Consider the following 15,934-nt stretch of genomic DNA (forward strand, 5'->3'; position numbering starts at 1 on the left):
AGATATTGATTTTACACAAGAATATATTTTATTCTGTTATGCTCTCTTTAAAGTAACCAACAGCGGAAACTCAGCTTCTTCGGCATACTCTTGCACGATGGCGATTTTCATCTCACCAATCTCTTTGGGTAGGGTCGCCACAATCGCCTGCCCTGTTTGATGAATGTCCATCATTAAAGATACAGCTTTATCCATACCATGAGCAAACACTTCAACAAGCACAAACACCACAAAGTCCATCGTGGTAAAGTTATCATTATGCATGACCACATGAAACAATGGTACTTCTGCCTGTTCTGGCTTAGTTATCACATCGTTTTGGCTGTCGATATCAGATTCATGTTGGCTCATATCACACCTTTGCTTTTACTGTTATTCGCCTGCACCGACAGGACGCTCACTCACGCCCTTATCTTCCCTTTGGGCAACGACTTCGCCCACTTGCCAGTTATAGAGCTGTTCGACACGCTCACCACCTGCATTGATTTCTAGCTTGATTTGCTTAGGCACAAAATCTTTGGGCATGACAAACCGCCCACGAATCCGCTCCACGTCTTTAATCTCATAAATGGCAGGTTTTAAGGGGATTTGCACCATGCTGGTGGCATTTAGCAGGGTCATCTTGGGTGCCATGTTTATGGTAGAGCCTGATGACGCTATCATCGCCACATCAAAACGATACTCATAGGTGTTATCAGGCAACGCCAGAATCTCACTGCCCAATATTTCAAGGGGAATACCGCCATCTTTGGCAAGTTTTTTCTTAAACAGCTCATTGACCTGAGTCAGTTGCAGGTTTTTTGTGGTCAGCTCTTCATTTTGTTCACGCAATGTTTCTAGGTTTGACAGGCTAATGTCACGCTCTTTAACCGCTGAGTCAAGCTGTTGTTTTAACTTGGCTTCATTGACCGTCATGCCTTGTAATGGGTCTTCACTGCCGTCTTGGGCTTGAACGGTTTGCAAGCTCACCCCTTTTCTTAGTCCTTGCTTGTGTCCAATTTTATAGCCAAAAACTGCCATGACCATCGCCACCAACGCCAAAGCAATGACAAACAGCACCAAAATCTGCTGTGCCGAACCACGCTGATGAGAAATGCCTTGCTGGCGAAACTTACGATTTAAAGAATTCATGACAAAATCAAACCACACAAAGTGAACAATAAAGAGACATGTATATTTACACGTAAAAATACATTATTATACCAAAAAATTAACAAACGTTACGCCCTAATTTTTACCAATTTACCCTTTAAAATACAAAAATCATTTATTTATAAAATTAATCATAAATTGTTATCAGCTACCCACAAATGTGCATTGACGTTTTTATCGGTTTGCGGTATTGTAAGCGATGGTAAATTTTGGTTAGTTTTTTAAAAGACCATTATTTATTAACTTTATTTATTATGCAATAAACTATTCTGATAAAGCAATCTAGGAGATTGTTTATGTTGTGGTTTTTCTTTTGTGTCGCTGTGTTGGTGGCAGGCTATTTTGTGTATGGCAAGATGATTGAAAAAATCTTTGTCATCAATCCCAACAAAAACACCCCTGCCTACACCATGACAGACGGCGTGGACTACATCCCCATGTCCAAAAAACGCATTTGGCTCATCCAACTGCTTAACATCGCAGGCACAGGCCCAATTTTTGGCCCCATCTTGGGAGCGTTGTATGGTCCTGTGGCAATGCTATGGATTGTGTTTGGTTGTATCTTTGCAGGGGCGGTACACGACTACATGTGTGGCATGCTCTCAGTGCGAAATGGCGGGGCAAGCATGCCGTATCTGACGGGCAAATATCTGGGGCAACCTGTTAAGCATTTTATTAACTTGCTTGCTGTTGTCCTGCTTGTGCTTGTTGGCGTGGTCTTTGTCGCAAGTCCTGCCGCCCTACTTAGCTCCATCACCATGGATACTTTTGGCAGTAACGCCACAGGGGCGATTACCGAGAGCGTTACTATTGCCACCGAGAGCGTCAAAAATACCGTGTTTGGTATGGATAAAGACACCATCGTGGTGTTGTGGACAGCCCTGATTTTTATTTATTACATCATCGCCACATTACTGCCCATTGACAAAATCATCGGTCGGGTTTATCCATTTTTTGGCGGATTATTGCTATTCATGTCGCTTGGCATGACTTATGGTCTGCTTAAAAATGAATTTGGCGGACAGGGTGATTATTTCTTTAATAGTATAGGTGGTTTGACGGTTGAGAGCTTCTTTATGAATTTACAACCCAAAGGCGACTTGCCCATTTGGCCTCTCTTGTTTTTGACCATTACCTGTGGTGCGTTGTCGGGCTTTCACGCCACGCAGACCCCGCTCATGGCTCGCTGTGCCGAGAATGAGTCCGAAGGTCGCTTTATCTTTTATGGAGCGATGATTACCGAAGGGATTATTGCACTGATTTGGTGTGCGGTCGGCATGTCGTTCTATCCTGACTTGGCTAGCCTACAAGGTGCCATTGCTGACGGTTCACCCTCCAAGGTGGTCTATGACAGCTCAATTGCCTATCTTGACACCATTGGCGGTATCTTTGCGGTGCTTGGCGTGGTCATCCTGCCCATCACCTCGGGTGATACAGCGTTTCGGGCGGCACGGCTTATCATTGCTGAATTTATAACCATGGAGCAACGCACGCTCGTCAAGCGTTTGTGGATTGCCATTCCGCTATTTGTCATTGGCTTTATCGTCTCAAAAGTGGACTTTCAAATCCTATGGCGATATTTTAGCTGGGCAAACCAAACTGTGGCGGTGGTCATGCTGTGGACAGCGGCAGGCTATCTGTATCGTTATCGTAAGCTCCACTGGGTTTGCACATTGCCTGCCATCTTTATGAGTGCGGCATGTTATACGTTTTTGGCGTACAACAAAATCGGCTTTGGGCTTGATTATACGCTGTCGGTATGGATTGGCATTGGGCTGACAGCACTAACCACAGGGGCATTCTTTATGTTTGTCAAACGTGAAAGCGTGGCAGGCGACCCTGATGCGGTGGTGGTGGAATAAAAAATTACTTCCACGGCGATAAAAGTGTGAAAATGCAATTATAACATGCAAAAGAAACCACGTCCTAGAGCGTGGTTTTTTAAAAAATTTAAAATGCAATTTGTGTTACAAAAGATAGGTACGCTTTAATTTGATACCCTTTCTTCTATCACCACCTTTAACCGCTCGCCTTCAAACAGCTCCATCTCAGGGGCAAGTGTCACCATGAATCTATCAAAGTACAATAACTGCTTGGTTAATAACGCAAAATCCCTAGGAAAATGCACGCCATAACGCTTGCCAATCTCCACAAGTTCTAGCATGAGCAGGTTCAGATTATCCGTCTCTTGGGGCGAGCCATGCACCTTATCCATCATCGCTTTTAGATCGTCTGCCAGTTGTCCTACTTTGATTTTATCATGGCTGTAGGTCATGCCAATATCGACCATCGCCTGTGCCATGCCGTGATAGTCGTTAAGCTGCAGAGACTGCACCAATGAAAAACACGCCTGCAAACTGCTCGGCTTAATCCGCCCCATCAGCCCAAAATCCAAAAAGGCAATCCGCCCATCGGTTAGATACATGAGATTGCCTGCGTGCAAATCCGCATGGAACTCGCCCGTCATCATCAGCGACAAAAACCACGTATCTAACACATCCGCCATCACTTTTTGGGGTGTGGTGCGATTGCTTTGGGCGATGTCGCTAAGCAAACTCTCATCAACGAGCGACTTACCAACCAACAAATCCATGACCAACACACGCTTGGTCGATAGGTCATGATGAACTTTGGGAGCGGTGATGTGCTGACTGCCTGTTTTGTCTAAAAATTCACGAAATTTATCAATGTGGCGAGCCTCCGCCAAAAAATCCGTCTCAGCAGTCATGCGAGTGCGAATCTCATCAATAATGGGGGCAAGATTGGCGGTTTTCATCATCGGCAAGAGTCGCTCCATCGCCCAAAACGCTCCATGTAGTACACCTAGGTCAGTCTGCATAATCGCCCCAACATCGGGCTTTTGGATTTTTAGGGCGACCTGCCGTCCGTCTTTTAGGGTTGCCTTATGCACCTGTGCGATACTCGCTGACGCCAGTGGCACAGGGTCGATGAACGCAAAAATATCATCAAGCCCACGCCCATCATCGGTCAGCTCCTCAGTCAGTACTTCTTGCATTTTGGCAAATGGCACAGGCGGTGTGGCATCCAAACAGTCAGCAAAGGCAAGCACATACTCACGGGGAAACAGTGATGGTGTGCTGGCGATGAACTGCCCAAGTTTGATATAAGTCACGCCCATCTGCATAAAGGCATCTTTTAATAGATAAGCATCCATCTGCTCGCCCTTGGCAACACGCAAGGCGGATAGCCCTGCCACGCTGGCACTTTTATGTAGGCGACCTAGGACGTTTGCCCCTGTATTTAGGGATTTTTTGGCAAATTGTAATGGTGATGTTTTCATGGTTTTATCATCTAAGAATGGTACGGCTAAGCGTGGCACAGTGGGCAGTATTTATTGGTGGCAAATCGCATTTTTTGTAAAGTCATGGTTCTGCCCTGCCATAATAACAGCTCGTGAGCGATGGGGTTATGCCCCCGTCCGAGATAATCTAGGGCAATCTGTGCCGACATCGAGCCGATGATACTCACGGTGCTAGATAACACCCCTGATGTGGCACAGTTTTGGGTAATACTGCTGTTATCATCTTTGTCCTGTCCAAACAAACATTCATAACAGCCCGTCTGCTTATCAAACAACGCAATCTGCCCCACTTCACCAATGGCAGAGTTGGACAACAGGGGCAAACCGAGCGTTCGGCAGGTTTGGTTAATCAAATAACGACTGGTAAAATTATCCGTGCAATCAATCACCAAATCAGCACCACTACGCCCAATTATCGCTGTGATGTTATCTGCATTTAGCTCCACGTCTTGATGAGTGATGTCAATAAACTCATTATGCATCGCCAATGCACGGCTTGCCACTACCACTTTGGGCTGACCGACGTCCGACTCTCTAAACAGTGTTTGGCGTTGCAAATTACTACAGCTTACCACATCAAAGTCAATCAAATGCATACTCCCCACGCCTGCCCGTGCCAGAATCTGCAAGACAGGACAGCCCAGACCACCCACACCCACAATCAGCACACGGCTACTTTTTAGGCGCAGCTGTGCATCCATGTCCCAGTCATTTAGCAGAATCTGACGGGCATACCGCATGAGTTCATTATCGCTAAGCTCACTGGTAGTCATTTTTTTATCATTATCACTCATCACAAACCCCCATCGTGATTCTATCATTACCGCCATAGTCTTTGACGGTGCGAACGTCTTTAAAGCCTGCCTTGGCAAAAAGCATCCGCACGCCTGCCCCTTGGTCGTAGCCATGTTCTAAGGCTAATACGCCACTAGGCATGAGATACACTGCACTGCCCTTAATGATTTTTTCAATATCGGATAAGCCGTGATTGTCTGCCACCAATGCCGTGATAGGCTCCGCCCCCAACTGTGCCAAATGCTCATCGGTGCGTGCGATATAGGGCGGATTGGAAACGATAACATCAAAGCTCTGCATGGGGATATTTTCATACCAATTGGATTGGATAAATTGGCAATTTGCCACTTGCAAATCTTGTGCATTTCGCCGAGCAACGTCTAAGGCATGATGAGAATAATCCACCGCCAGCACCGTACTAGACGGCAACGCCTTTGCTATGCTTAGGGCAATACACCCCGAGCCTGTCCCCAAATCTAATATCCGAGCCTGCCCCAAACCCTTATCCGCCACCACATCAAGCACCGCCTCCACCAACATCTCCGTATCAGGGCGTGGGATAAGCGTGTGTTCATTGACCGCAAACTCATGCCCAAAAAAGCCCTGCCTGCCGATGACATATGCAAGTGGCACGCCCGAGCATAGTTTTGTCATGCCACCTTCCAGTCTACCATATTCATCAGCGGTCAGCAGATAATCATCGTGGGTGATTAAAAAGGCTTTATCTTTATTTAGCAGAAATAACAGCAACAACTCAAACCAATGATAAGGCAGGTGTGCGTGCGATAGCTTACGAAATTGGGCTTTTAGGGCATTGATGGTGTGCATGTCATTCTTTGTCAAGTACAGACTCGTCCAGCGAGATGTGTTTATCTGCCAAATGAATCAAATATAAAATCGGCAGTCCAATCACAAATGTAATGGCAAAAAACGTGGGATAATCGGTCGCATCCACAATCGCCCCCGAATAACCACCCAAGATTTTTGGCGATAGGGTCATGAGTGATGAAAACAGGGCATACTGCACCGCCGTGAAGCGAATGGATGTCAGTGCCGACAAAAAGGCGATGAATACCGCACTTGCCAAGCCTGCCGCTAGGTTATCGGTAATCACCGCAAAATACATGACCAGAATGGTTGGTATATTGGCAAGGATGATAAATAACAGGTTCGTGGCACACGCCAGTATCGCCCCCACCATCATCGCTCGCATGACCCCCATCTGCTGAGCCACCCAGCCCCCAACAAAGCCACCGCCAATACTGGCAATCACGCCCACCACTTTGACCGCATTGGCGATTTGGATTTTGGTAAAGCCCAAATCTTGATAAAATAGGTTGGAGATGTTCCCTGCCACGATGTCCGAGATACGATACAAGCCAATGAGTGCCAGTAGCAACATCGCCTTTTTGCCATAACGGGCAAAAAAATCGGTAATAGGGGCAATCCATGTCGCCTGTGCCACTTCTCGTCTGACCACGCCTGCCTGCACCAAGCCATAGCCGACCACCCCCATGGCAACTGCACTACTGATGAACTGCACACAGCCCAGCAAAAAGGCAATACCCACACTCTCTGACTCTGGCAATACCCCACCCATCATCCGATACGTTATGATAAAAGCCACCACCGAGAGTACGAACACCACGCACAGTCTTGCGTAGTCTGCAGTTTGGGTCACCACAGGTTTGACCTGACGGATAGGCTCACGAATCAGTAGCGTGGTCGCCACACCGATGAGCATGACGCACGCCATGATGAGATAGGTTTTTTGCCATGCCACATACTGATACATGCCTTCTTTGGAGCCAAATAGCTCCGCCAAATACAACGCCCCTGCCCCCGAGATAATCATGCCAATGCGATAACCTGCCACATAACTTGCCGAGAGTGCCGTTTGCATCTCGCTAGGGGCGGACTCGATACGATAGGCATCTATCACGATGTCTTGGGTCGCCGCCGAAAAGCCGAGTAACACCGCCCCCACCGCCATCACGGACGGGGCAACCTGAGCGGGGTCAGTCATCGCCATCATAATAATGGCAGTAATGATAAACACCTGACATAACAGTAGCCATGACCGGCGATGACCGAGCATTTTACCAAGCACAGGCAAGGGCAAAGCGTCCACCAATGGCGACCAAATAAACTTAAACGAATAGCCCAACGCCGCCCAGCTAAACATCGTCACCGTACTGCGGTCAATGCCTACCTCTCTTAGCCACAAGCCCAAACTAGAAAAAATCAGCAAAATAGGCACGCCTGCGGCAAAGCCTAAAAATAGCATGGATAAAGCTTGACGATTAAAATAAGCCGTCTTAAATGCCGAAAAATCAAATTGTCGTATCATTGTATTATATGAGTGCAAAAATCATTTGCCATTTTAGACTATTTTTGGTTATTTTACAAAAAGTTATTGTGATATTTTTAAAATCAGACATGTCCATGCTCACATGTCCACCCCACACATCAAGTCAAATACGCTCACCGATAGAAACTATACCACCTAAATTGCAATATCCACATAAGATACGTTTGGTAAACAAATCAACCATCTAACCTTTTAAAGTTACCGCCAGTCTTAACATATTGCCAATTTATTATAATTATGACAAAATAAAAATCCCTTTTAGCACATCAATCCATCATGAAACTTTTTAGCGTTGCCATTAGACAAGAAGATGATACTTTTTATGCCCAAGTACCTGATTTGCCAGACATTCACGTAATTGGCGACAGCATCGCCGATACGATTGATAAAGTACGTTCCACCTTGATTGGGTATTTACAAAAACTGGCAGATGATGGCAGTGACCTGCCCCAACCTGAAAACATCACCAATCATCTAACCAACCCCAAATTTGCAGGGCAAACATGGGCAATAATCAGCTTAAATTCCATGCTCTTTAACAGCAAAAAATCCTTTAACCTGCACCTGCCCCGTGCCTTACTCACCCAAATCCAAGCACAAATCGGCTATGATGAACACGACATTGAAGCCTTTATTTTAAAAGCCATAGAGCATGAACTTACCAATGCTTAACAAGCAATCATCGTCTTAACACCGTAAAAATGCCGATATTCCTAATCGGCATTTGTTTTTTCTTTTTGGGTATTTTCTTTTTTGGTGGTGACTTTTATAATGACAGCACTTTATAACTCAGATTAAGGGGCGTATCATGGCGATAGATGTGGTCATCAACCAAAAGCATTTACAAATCCAGCTCAAACAGCTAGAAACCGTCTGGCATACCGTCGTCAATGGCTATAACCTATCCCAAGCCGCCGAACTGCTCCACACCAGTCAGTCCAGCCTATCCAAACAAATCGCTGCCCTAGAAAATCAACTCAAAGCGGACGTGTTTACCCGTCAAGGCAAACGCCTAACAGGGCTTACCCCCATCGGCAAATCGCTACTGCCCCACATCGAAGCGATTTTTGCCGAGATACGCACCATCGAAAATCTAAGCCTTGATTTTAATAATGCCCAAGAAGGCACGCTGACCGTTGCCACCACCCACACCCAAGCCCGCTATGTCTTACCCACCATTGTTAAGGAGTTTTTGCAAAAATTCCCTAAGGTCAATCTGGTGCTACAACAAGCCGACCCTGAGACCATCGCCCAAATGGTCATTCGTGGTCAAGCCGACATCGGCATTGCCACCGAGAGCCTACTCAATAACGCCGTGTTACGCTGTCATCGCTATTATGACTGGTCGCACGTGGTCATCGTCCCCAAAGACCATGAGCTGGCAGGAGTGGCAGGCGTCATGGATGGCGTCGATTTGCCTGAGCTGGCAAGTTTTCCCATCATTACCTATCATGGTGGTTTTACAGGGAGAAGTGCCATTGATAGGACGTTTGAGCAGGCAGGATTACAACCCAAAATCGTGCTTGCCGCCCTAGACTCGGACGTGATTAGCACCTATGTATCGGCAGGTCTAGGTATCGGCATCATCGCTGAGATGGCGTATGAACCTACCAACTATCCTGACCTTGTTGCCATTCCTGTGAGCCACTTTGGGCGGTTTACCAGTTGGATTGCGGTGCGTGATGACAGCGACATTCGCAAATTCGGCGGTGAGTTTATCAAACTGTGTCAAGCTCAATTTGATAGACGCTAGGGCGTACCCGCCTTTGATATCCACCATACAAAGCCTGTTTAAAAAACAGGGAAATCGTACGTTTTTCAAACAAAAAAACTTGCTTGATAGAATGGCTATCAGCCTACGTTTCTCCTTAAAAACGTGCGACTTTTCGTGATTTTCATTGCAAATACAAAAAGGCAGGCACGCCCTACAATGTAAATTGTATCACAAAAGACAAGTATCCCCAATCTCTGTGCAAAAACCATAAGCAAATAGATTTCTGGTAAGTCGGTTGGACAGATGTCATAATTCTCTTATCCATCATCAATATTAGCAAGTGTTAAAACAGAGTCAATCTCTTGACCTTGTATACCCATCAGTAGATAAGTTTTAAAGCCAAATTAATACACATGTTGATTTGCACAAAAACCAAACTTACCACAAATTTAAAGTTCTTGATTCATCCTGCACCACCATGACGACACACAGATAAGAGAACACTACCAATCAAGGAAGGTTTGTGTGCATTTTGACTGGGTGTGTTATCGCATTCATCTTATCTTTTGCCCGAAGCGAAATTGAGAATGGGGCAGTATTTACAAACCTGCTTCTAACTCGCCTGCCTCCACACTTTGGCGGATTAGGGTGTTAATGGTCATCGGTCCCACACCCCCTGGTACAGGCGTGTAGAAACTGGCAATCTCTTCAATACCGTCAAGCTCAATATCGCCCACACCGCCTGTCTTAGTCGGGTGAAAGCCTGCGTCCACGACCACCGCCCCTTGTTTTATCCAATCTTTTTTGATAAGCTCTGGCACGCCCACCGCCCCCACCACGATGTCCGCTTGACGGACATGGTCGGCAAGATTGGCAGTTTTAGAGTGGCAAATGGTTACGGTGCAGTTGGCATTTAGGAGCATCATCGCCATCGGCTTACCCAAAATCGCACTACGCCCCACCACCACAGCGTGTTTGCCTGCCAGTGGTACGTTATGGTGATTTAGCAGGTGCATGATACCTTGCGGTGTGGCAGAACCATAAGCACGCTCGCCCATCGCCATACGTCCAAAGCCCAGACAAGTCACACCATCCACATCCTTGGATAGGGCAATCTCATCAAAACAGGCACGCTCATCAATCTGAGCAGGCACAGGGTGCTGCAATAAAATGCCGTGCACATCGGGATTGGTGTTTAATTCACGGATTGTAGCAAGTAGCTCATCGGTGGTCGTCTGGCTTGGCATTTCCACGCGGATAGAGTCCATGCCCACACGCTTACAGGCATTGCCCTTCATGCGGACATAAGTCGCTGACGCTGGGTCATCGCCGACTAGGATAGTCGCCAAAATGGGCGTACGTCCTGTTTTGTCTTTAAGAGTTTGCACTCGCTCACTAAGTTCTTTTTCAATTTGACCAGCAAGGGCTTTACCATCTAAAATCTGTGCCATAAATCCACCTTTTATATTAACGCAATCATCTAATGATATGGCTTAGGATAATCCTACACCAGCTCTACTGTTTGTGCTGATTTTACCACATCAAAGCGTAATTTTGATGACTTTTTATCATCATTTGTCAATTTTTCATCATCAAGCAACACTTGCACCACCCCACCTTGTGCCAGCTCACCAAAGAGTATCATTTCGGCAAGGGGTTTTTTAAGCTCATCAGTCACCAGTCGTGCCATCGGTCTTGCCCCCATGAGTTTATCATAACCCTTCTCGCCCAGATATGTACGCACGTCATCGCTGACTTCTAGTACCACGTTTTTATCATCTAGGGTGCTTTGTAGCTCGATGATGAATTTATCCACCACCGAACCGATGGTCTCACTAGATAACGGAGCGAACTGCACCACCGCATCCAAACGATTGCGAAACTCTGGGGTGAAGGTGCGTTTCATTGCCTCAGAGTTATCACTGCTGTGGTCTTGCTCGGTAAAGCCCATCGATGTACGGCTAATACTCTCTGCCCCGACATTAGTCGTCATGATGAGAATAACTTGTTTAAAGGACACGCTTCTGCCGTTATTGTCGGTCAGCGTGCCATGATCCATGACTTGTAGCAGTAGGTTAAAGACGTCATGATGGGCTTTTTCAATCTCATCAAGCAGTAACACACAGTGGGGGTGTTGATGGACTTTTTCGGTCAAAAGTCCGCCTTGGTCATAGCCGACATAGCCAGGGGGAGCCCCGATGAGTCGTGATGCGGTATGAGCTTCCATGTATTCACTCATGTCAAAACGGATAAGCTCCACGCCCAAGGCAAAGGCAAGCTGACGGGTGATTTCGGTTTTGCCGACTCCTGTTGGTCCTGCAAACATAAACGCCCCGATGGGTTTTTCGGTGGATTTGAGTCCTGCCCGAGCCAGCTTGATACTGTCGGCTAATTTACCAATCGCTTCATCTTGCCCAAAGACGACGTGTTTTAAATCTCGCTCTAAGTTTTTCAACACTTCCACGTCATCACGACTCACCGATTTGGATGGTATGCGAGCGATTTTAGCGACGATTTCTTCGACTTGTGCCACGTCCACCGTGCCGATGATGGCTGTTTGTGTGTCATGATTAACATTGTCCAACTTCTCGCCATGTTGCAATCGCATTCTCGCCCCTGCTTCATCGATGACATCGATGGCTTTGTCGGGCAAAAAGCGGTCATGGATGTGCTTGGCAGACAGCTCCACCGCCGATTTGATGGCGTCATCGGTATAGCTGACCCGATGAAAGGCTTCGTATTGGGCTTTTAAGCCTTGCAAGATACCAATACTGTCTTCTATGCTTGGTTCTTTGATGTCGATTTTTTGAAAACGTCTGGATAGGGCATGGTCTTTTTCAAAGACTTGGCGGTATTCGGCAAAGGTCGTTGAGCCGATACAGCGTAATTCGCCATTGGCTAAGGCAGGCTTGATAAGGTTAGATACGTCCATGGTGCTATTCATCGATGAACCTGCCCCGATGATGGTGTGAATCTCATCGATAAATAGCACGGCATTGGGCTGTTTTTTAATGGCTTTTAATAAGTCTTTGATACGGTTTTCAAAATCGCCACGAAACTTCGTCCCTGCCACCAATGAACCGATGTCAAGGCTATAAATGATGGTATCGGCTAGGGCTTTGGGGGCTTTGCCACTGGTGATGAGCCATGCCAACCCTTCGGCAATGGCGGTCTTGCCCACCCCAGGGTCGCCCACCAGTAGGGGATTATTTTTACGGCGACGGCATAGGATTTGGGCGGTGCGTTCTATCTCTGCCATGCGTCCGATGAGCGGGTCGGTCAAACCCTGCTTGGCTCGCTCGTTAAGATTTTGGGCAAACTCTTTGAGCGGGTCTTTTTTGGGGGCGGACTTTTGGGCTTTGGGGCTGTCATCTTCTTCGCTCTCGCCCTGCTCATCATTAGGCTCATTCATACCATGCGACAGATACCGCATGACTGACAAGCCTGATATTCCCTGCGATTTAAGCAGTGCCACCGCCTGTGAATCTCGCTCTTTAAATATCGCCACCAATACATCGATGCCTGACACCGCTCGCCCCTGCCCACTGGTCTGCACATGCCAAATCGCCCGTTGTAACACTCGCTGATAGGCTTTGGTCATCATGGGCGTGGCGTGCGCGCCTGTAATGCGTGGGATATAAACTTGCAAATACCGCTTTAACTCATTTGCCAGAAAGTCCAAATCCACCCCACACGCCGTCAAAATCTCTCGTGCTTCGGGGTCGCTGATAAGCCCCAGCAGCAAATGCTCAACCGTGATGTATTCGTGCTGTTCTTTGCGGGCGAAATCTTCTACCGCTTGGCGAGTGTTTTCAAAGGTTTTATTAAACATAAAAGTCCTACTTGATAAATGCTTTTATAACAATATGGGGATAATGCCACAAAAAACCATGATTGTTTTGCAAAAAAATGATGGATTATGGGATTATTTATTCGCCTGTGTGACTTTTAAAAACTCATCAACAACTTTATATTGCCCACTTGTTGTCTCCTCACGGTACATCGCCTCACGAAAGGCGTTGGAATTGGCAAGTCCGCCTGTGTACCAAGCGATGTGTTTTCGGGCAATGCGACAGCCTGAGTATTCGCCATAAAATTGATACAGCTCGTCCAAATGAGCCAGTACAATCTCACGCAGTTCACTCACGCTAGGCGATGGCAAAAGCTCACCTGTGGCAAGATAATGGGCAATGTCCCGAAAAATCCATGGTCGCCCCTGCCCTGCTCGCCCTATCATGACCGCATCCGCCCCTGTGTACTCTTGTACCCATTTGGCTTTTTGGGGGCTGTCAATGTCGCCGTTTACGATGATGGGGATTTTGGCGTCTGCCTTGACTTGCTTGATAAGCTCATAACGGGCATTGCCTGTATAAAAATCCTCTCGGGTGCGTCCGTGTATGGCAAGGGCGGATATGCCTGCGTTTTCGGCAATTTTGGCAACCGTTAGGATATTTTCTTGCCCGTTGGCAAAGCCAAGCCGTGTTTTTAGGGTAATCGGCACGCCCAAATCGGCAACCGACGCCACCGCACTGTCAAGGAGTCTTTTTACCAAATCTAAGTCTTGCAAAAGTGCCGACCCCGACAGCTTACGACACACCTTTTTGGCAGGACAGCCCATGTTAATATCCACGATACACGCCCCATTTTCCACCTGAAATCGCACCGCTTGGGCAAGTTTATCAGGCTCTGCTCCCGCCACTTGGGCGGATATGGGAGCAATCTCACCCGAGAAGTTGGCACGGTACAGCGACTTTTGGCGAGCGTATAGGGCGGTATCGGCAATAATCATCTCACTGACGGCATGACCTGCCCCAAAGGACTTAGCAAGACGGCGAAAGGGGTTATCGGTTACCCCTGCCATTGGGGCGACAATCAGGCGATTGGCAATGGTTTGATTGCCGATGGCTAGGGGGGTTAAGAGTATGTGTTTATTCATAAATTTTTGATTTTATTAGGTTCATTTATAGCATCCAAACCCACCACCACTTGCAAAAAATCCTTTGCCAGCACCAGTTTGCCGTCATAATAACTCTCCACTTCCTTACGAATATGCCCCATGTTGGGCTGTTTGGCGGTTTCATCATCAAAAGGGGCGTATCTGGCACTAAAATGGGTCAATATCAGCATGGGAACGTGGCAGGCGTGGGCGAATTGAGCAACCATTTTGGCACTAGAATGCTTAGGGTCAAATCCGCCCTGCTCGGCAGGTTTACTGACTATTTTTTGCATGACATCATCGGTATAAGTCGCCTCGTGGACGAGAGCGTGGCAGTCTTTGACGGCTTGGGTCAGTAGGCTTGGCGTGTCGTTGTCGCCTGCAATGACGATTTTGGTGGTGTTTTGGGCATGAACTTTGTAGTCATGCGGATTGATGATGTTGTCATCAAGGCTTAGGGGTGTATCCGCTTTCAAAATCTCATGCCAATATTTATTAGCGATGTTATCGGTTTTTAATTTGCCCGTCAAAATTTTGTCTTTGTCAAGGATCTGGACAATCTCAAAGCCAAACGATGCAATGCGGTGCGATAGCGTGTGCAGGCGTATAAAAATGCGATGATTGTCGCCCAAATCAAGGGGCAATTCACGCTCCAAATTATCCTCAATGGCAATAAAATCAATGGGATAATTAAACTGTAGCTCGCTCACGATGGTCAGTGTATCAAGCAGTTTGACAATCGCTTTTGGGGCGATGAGCGTCAAAGGCTTAGTGCGTCTGTTCATGCCAAGGCTCGCCAAAAGTCCGCCCAGCCCATAGCAGTGGTCGCCGTGCGTGTGCGTGATGAGTATGGCGGATAAGTCATTGGGCGACAGATGGCTTTTCATGAGCTGATGCTGAGTGCCTTCTCCGCAGTCGATGAGTAGCCAAGTATTGCGTTTGGCGTGGGCGTTGGCAACGCATTCTAGGGCAAGGGCAGAGACGTTGCGTTCACGAGTTGGCACACCGCTTGATGTGCCTAAAAAGGTGAGTTTGAACATGGAGTTAATTGATAAATATGGTGGCACATTGTACCATATTTATCAAAATGGGTTGGGATTTATCAAAATAAATCAGGGTGATTTTACCGTCCCGATGTGTCACCATCCATCGTCCCTAGCCATTATTAGACAACCACAAACTGCTGTCGTCATCATAAAATTCCTGCTTCCATACAGGAATGTCGGCTTTGATGGCGTTCAGTAACCACTCGCAGGCATCAAATGCAGGCGTACGATGAGACGCACACACCCCAATCCACACCGCCATATCGCCAATGCCAAGCTCGCCAATGCGATGAATGGCGACAGCGTGCGTGATGTCAAAGCTCACTTTGGCTTCACGGATGAGCTTCGCCCCATGATTGATGGCAAGTTGTTCATAGCCATAATAAGTCAGACGGCTTACCGCTCGCTTATTATTATGGTTACGCACCCACCCTTCAAACGTGACGAGCGCCCCTGCGGTGTCATTTAGTAGATACGATTTTAACAATCTATCATCAATGGGGTAATCCGACAAAGCAAAACCGTCCACTCGGGCAAGCTCATAGGCTTCATCCTTGGGCAGGCTTGTGATTAACGCATTATCATGAACCGTTTTCAT

14 protein-coding genes are annotated in these 15,934 nt (G+C 47.1%); 3 read left to right on the top strand and 11 right to left on the bottom strand.

What is annotated here, in order from left to right; genetic code table 11:
• Nucleotides 1–36: 36 nt before the first annotated feature.
• Together B0182_RS01590 and B0182_RS01595 are read right to left on the bottom strand one after the other, a co-directional pair.
• Entirely contained in the window at nucleotides 37–351 is a 315-nt protein-coding gene (locus tag B0182_RS01590) for an ATP-dependent Clp protease adaptor ClpS (protein ID WP_029102797.1), read from the bottom strand.
• A gap of 21 nt (nucleotides 352–372) precedes the next feature.
• Entirely contained in the window at nucleotides 373–1,131 is a 759-nt protein-coding gene (locus B0182_RS01595) for a coiled-coil domain-containing protein (protein WP_078273264.1), read from the bottom strand.
• A 317-nt stretch (nucleotides 1,132–1,448) separates the two neighbouring features.
• Here B0182_RS01595 and B0182_RS01600 point away from each other — a divergent pair, with 317 nt between their 5' ends.
• Nucleotides 1,449–3,014: a carbon starvation CstA family protein gene (locus B0182_RS01600; protein WP_078273265.1), complete on the top strand. Its 1,566-nt coding sequence runs from the start codon at nucleotides 1,449–1,451 to the stop codon at nucleotides 3,012–3,014.
• Nucleotides 3,015–3,139: 125 nt separating this feature from the next.
• On the opposite strand, the gene B0182_RS01605 is transcribed toward B0182_RS01600, so the two are convergent.
• The 4 genes from B0182_RS01605 to B0182_RS01620 are packed head-to-tail and all read right to left on the bottom strand — an operon-like array spanning nucleotide 3,140 to nucleotide 7,619.
• Nucleotides 3,140–4,453 carry an ABC1 kinase family protein gene (locus B0182_RS01605; protein ID WP_078273266.1) on the bottom strand — a complete coding sequence of 438 codons (1,314 nt, stop codon included), beginning with the start codon at nucleotides 4,451–4,453 and terminating at the stop codon, nucleotides 3,140–3,142.
• Between the two features lie 26 nt (nucleotides 4,454–4,479).
• Nucleotides 4,480–5,295 (bottom strand): HesA/MoeB/ThiF family protein, encoded by an 816-nt coding sequence (locus tag B0182_RS01610; RefSeq protein ID WP_420029486.1) that lies wholly within the window; start codon nucleotides 5,293–5,295, stop codon nucleotides 4,480–4,482.
• On the bottom strand, nucleotides 5,261–6,097 hold the full coding sequence (gene prmC / locus B0182_RS01615) for a peptide chain release factor N(5)-glutamine methyltransferase (protein ID WP_078273268.1): 837 nt from the start codon (nucleotides 6,095–6,097) through the stop codon (nucleotides 5,261–5,263). Before prmC ends, B0182_RS01610 begins: the two co-directional genes overlap by 35 nt.
• 1 nt (nucleotide 6,098) lies before the next feature.
• A complete protein-coding gene (locus tag B0182_RS01620; RefSeq protein WP_181879595.1) occupies nucleotides 6,099–7,619 on the bottom strand; it encodes an AmpG family muropeptide MFS transporter in 1,521 nt (506 codons plus the stop codon).
• Nucleotides 7,620–7,916: 297 nt separating this feature from the next.
• Here B0182_RS01620 and B0182_RS01625 point away from each other — a divergent pair, with 297 nt between their 5' ends.
• Nucleotides 7,917–8,312 carry a type II toxin-antitoxin system HicB family antitoxin gene (locus B0182_RS01625; protein WP_078273269.1) on the top strand — a complete coding sequence of 132 codons (396 nt, stop codon included), beginning with the start codon at nucleotides 7,917–7,919 and terminating at the stop codon, nucleotides 8,310–8,312.
• A 136-nt stretch (nucleotides 8,313–8,448) separates the two neighbouring features.
• Entirely contained in the window at nucleotides 8,449–9,393 is a 945-nt protein-coding gene (locus tag B0182_RS01630; RefSeq protein ID WP_078273270.1) for a LysR substrate-binding domain-containing protein, read from the top strand.
• A gap of 560 nt (nucleotides 9,394–9,953) precedes the next feature.
• On the opposite strand, the gene folD is transcribed toward B0182_RS01630, so the two are convergent.
• The 5 genes from folD to B0182_RS01655 all read right to left on the bottom strand — a co-directional run bounded on the left by folD (nucleotide 9,954) and on the right by B0182_RS01655 (nucleotide 15,934).
• Nucleotides 9,954–10,805 (bottom strand): bifunctional methylenetetrahydrofolate dehydrogenase/methenyltetrahydrofolate cyclohydrolase FolD, encoded by an 852-nt coding sequence (folD, locus tag B0182_RS01635; RefSeq protein WP_078273271.1) that lies wholly within the window; start codon nucleotides 10,803–10,805, stop codon nucleotides 9,954–9,956.
• A gap of 53 nt (nucleotides 10,806–10,858) precedes the next feature.
• Entirely contained in the window at nucleotides 10,859–13,186 is a 2,328-nt protein-coding gene (clpA, locus tag B0182_RS01640) for an ATP-dependent Clp protease ATP-binding subunit ClpA (protein WP_078273272.1), read from the bottom strand.
• 93 nt (nucleotides 13,187–13,279) lie between these two features.
• Entirely contained in the window at nucleotides 13,280–14,290 is a 1,011-nt protein-coding gene (gene dusB / locus B0182_RS01645) for a tRNA dihydrouridine synthase DusB (RefSeq protein ID WP_078273273.1), read from the bottom strand.
• On the bottom strand, nucleotides 14,287–15,330 hold the full coding sequence (locus tag B0182_RS01650; RefSeq protein WP_078273274.1) for a ribonuclease Z: 1,044 nt from the start codon (nucleotides 15,328–15,330) through the stop codon (nucleotides 14,287–14,289). Before B0182_RS01650 ends, dusB begins: the two co-directional genes overlap by 4 nt.
• Before the next feature lie 115 nt (nucleotides 15,331–15,445).
• Nucleotides 15,446–15,934 carry a molybdenum cofactor biosynthesis protein MoaE gene (locus B0182_RS01655; RefSeq protein ID WP_078273275.1) on the bottom strand — a complete coding sequence of 163 codons (489 nt, stop codon included), beginning with the start codon at nucleotides 15,932–15,934 and terminating at the stop codon, nucleotides 15,446–15,448.

The organism is Moraxella bovis (genome assembly GCF_002014975.1).
GTDB lineage: Bacteria > Pseudomonadota > Gammaproteobacteria > Pseudomonadales > Moraxellaceae > Moraxella > Moraxella bovis.

Bases quoted from the DNA above. Each gene is read 5' to 3' on its own strand.
- B0182_RS01590 (WP_029102797.1), bottom strand. From the start codon at position 351: ATGAGCCAACATGAATCTGATATCGACAGCCAAAACGATGTGATAACT.
- B0182_RS01595 (WP_078273264.1), bottom strand. From the start codon at position 1,131: ATGAATTCTTTAAATCGTAAGTTTCGCCAGCAAGGCATTTCTCATCAG.
- B0182_RS01600 (WP_078273265.1), top strand. From the start codon at position 1,449: ATGTTGTGGTTTTTCTTTTGTGTCGCTGTGTTGGTGGCAGGCTATTTT.
- B0182_RS01605 (WP_078273266.1), bottom strand. From the start codon at position 4,453: ATGAAAACATCACCATTACAATTTGCCAAAAAATCCCTAAATACAGGG.
- B0182_RS01610 (WP_420029486.1), bottom strand. From the start codon at position 5,295: ATGATAGAATCACGATGGGGGTTTGTGATGAGTGATAATGATAAAAAA.
- prmC (WP_078273268.1), bottom strand. From the start codon at position 6,097: ATGCACACCATCAATGCCCTAAAAGCCCAATTTCGTAAGCTATCGCAC.
- B0182_RS01620 (WP_181879595.1), bottom strand. From the start codon at position 7,619: ATGATACGACAATTTGATTTTTCGGCATTTAAGACGGCTTATTTTAAT.
- B0182_RS01625 (WP_078273269.1), top strand. From the start codon at position 7,917: ATGAAACTTTTTAGCGTTGCCATTAGACAAGAAGATGATACTTTTTAT.
- B0182_RS01630 (WP_078273270.1), top strand. From the start codon at position 8,449: ATGGCGATAGATGTGGTCATCAACCAAAAGCATTTACAAATCCAGCTC.
- folD (WP_078273271.1), bottom strand. From the start codon at position 10,805: ATGGCACAGATTTTAGATGGTAAAGCCCTTGCTGGTCAAATTGAAAAA.
- clpA (WP_078273272.1), bottom strand. From the start codon at position 13,186: ATGTTTAATAAAACCTTTGAAAACACTCGCCAAGCGGTAGAAGATTTC.
- dusB (WP_078273273.1), bottom strand. From the start codon at position 14,290: ATGAATAAACACATACTCTTAACCCCCCTAGCCATCGGCAATCAAACC.
- B0182_RS01650 (WP_078273274.1), bottom strand. From the start codon at position 15,330: ATGTTCAAACTCACCTTTTTAGGCACATCAAGCGGTGTGCCAACTCGT.
- B0182_RS01655 (WP_078273275.1), bottom strand. From the start codon at position 15,934: ATGAAAACGGTTCATGATAATGCGTTAATCACAAGCCTGCCCAAGGAT.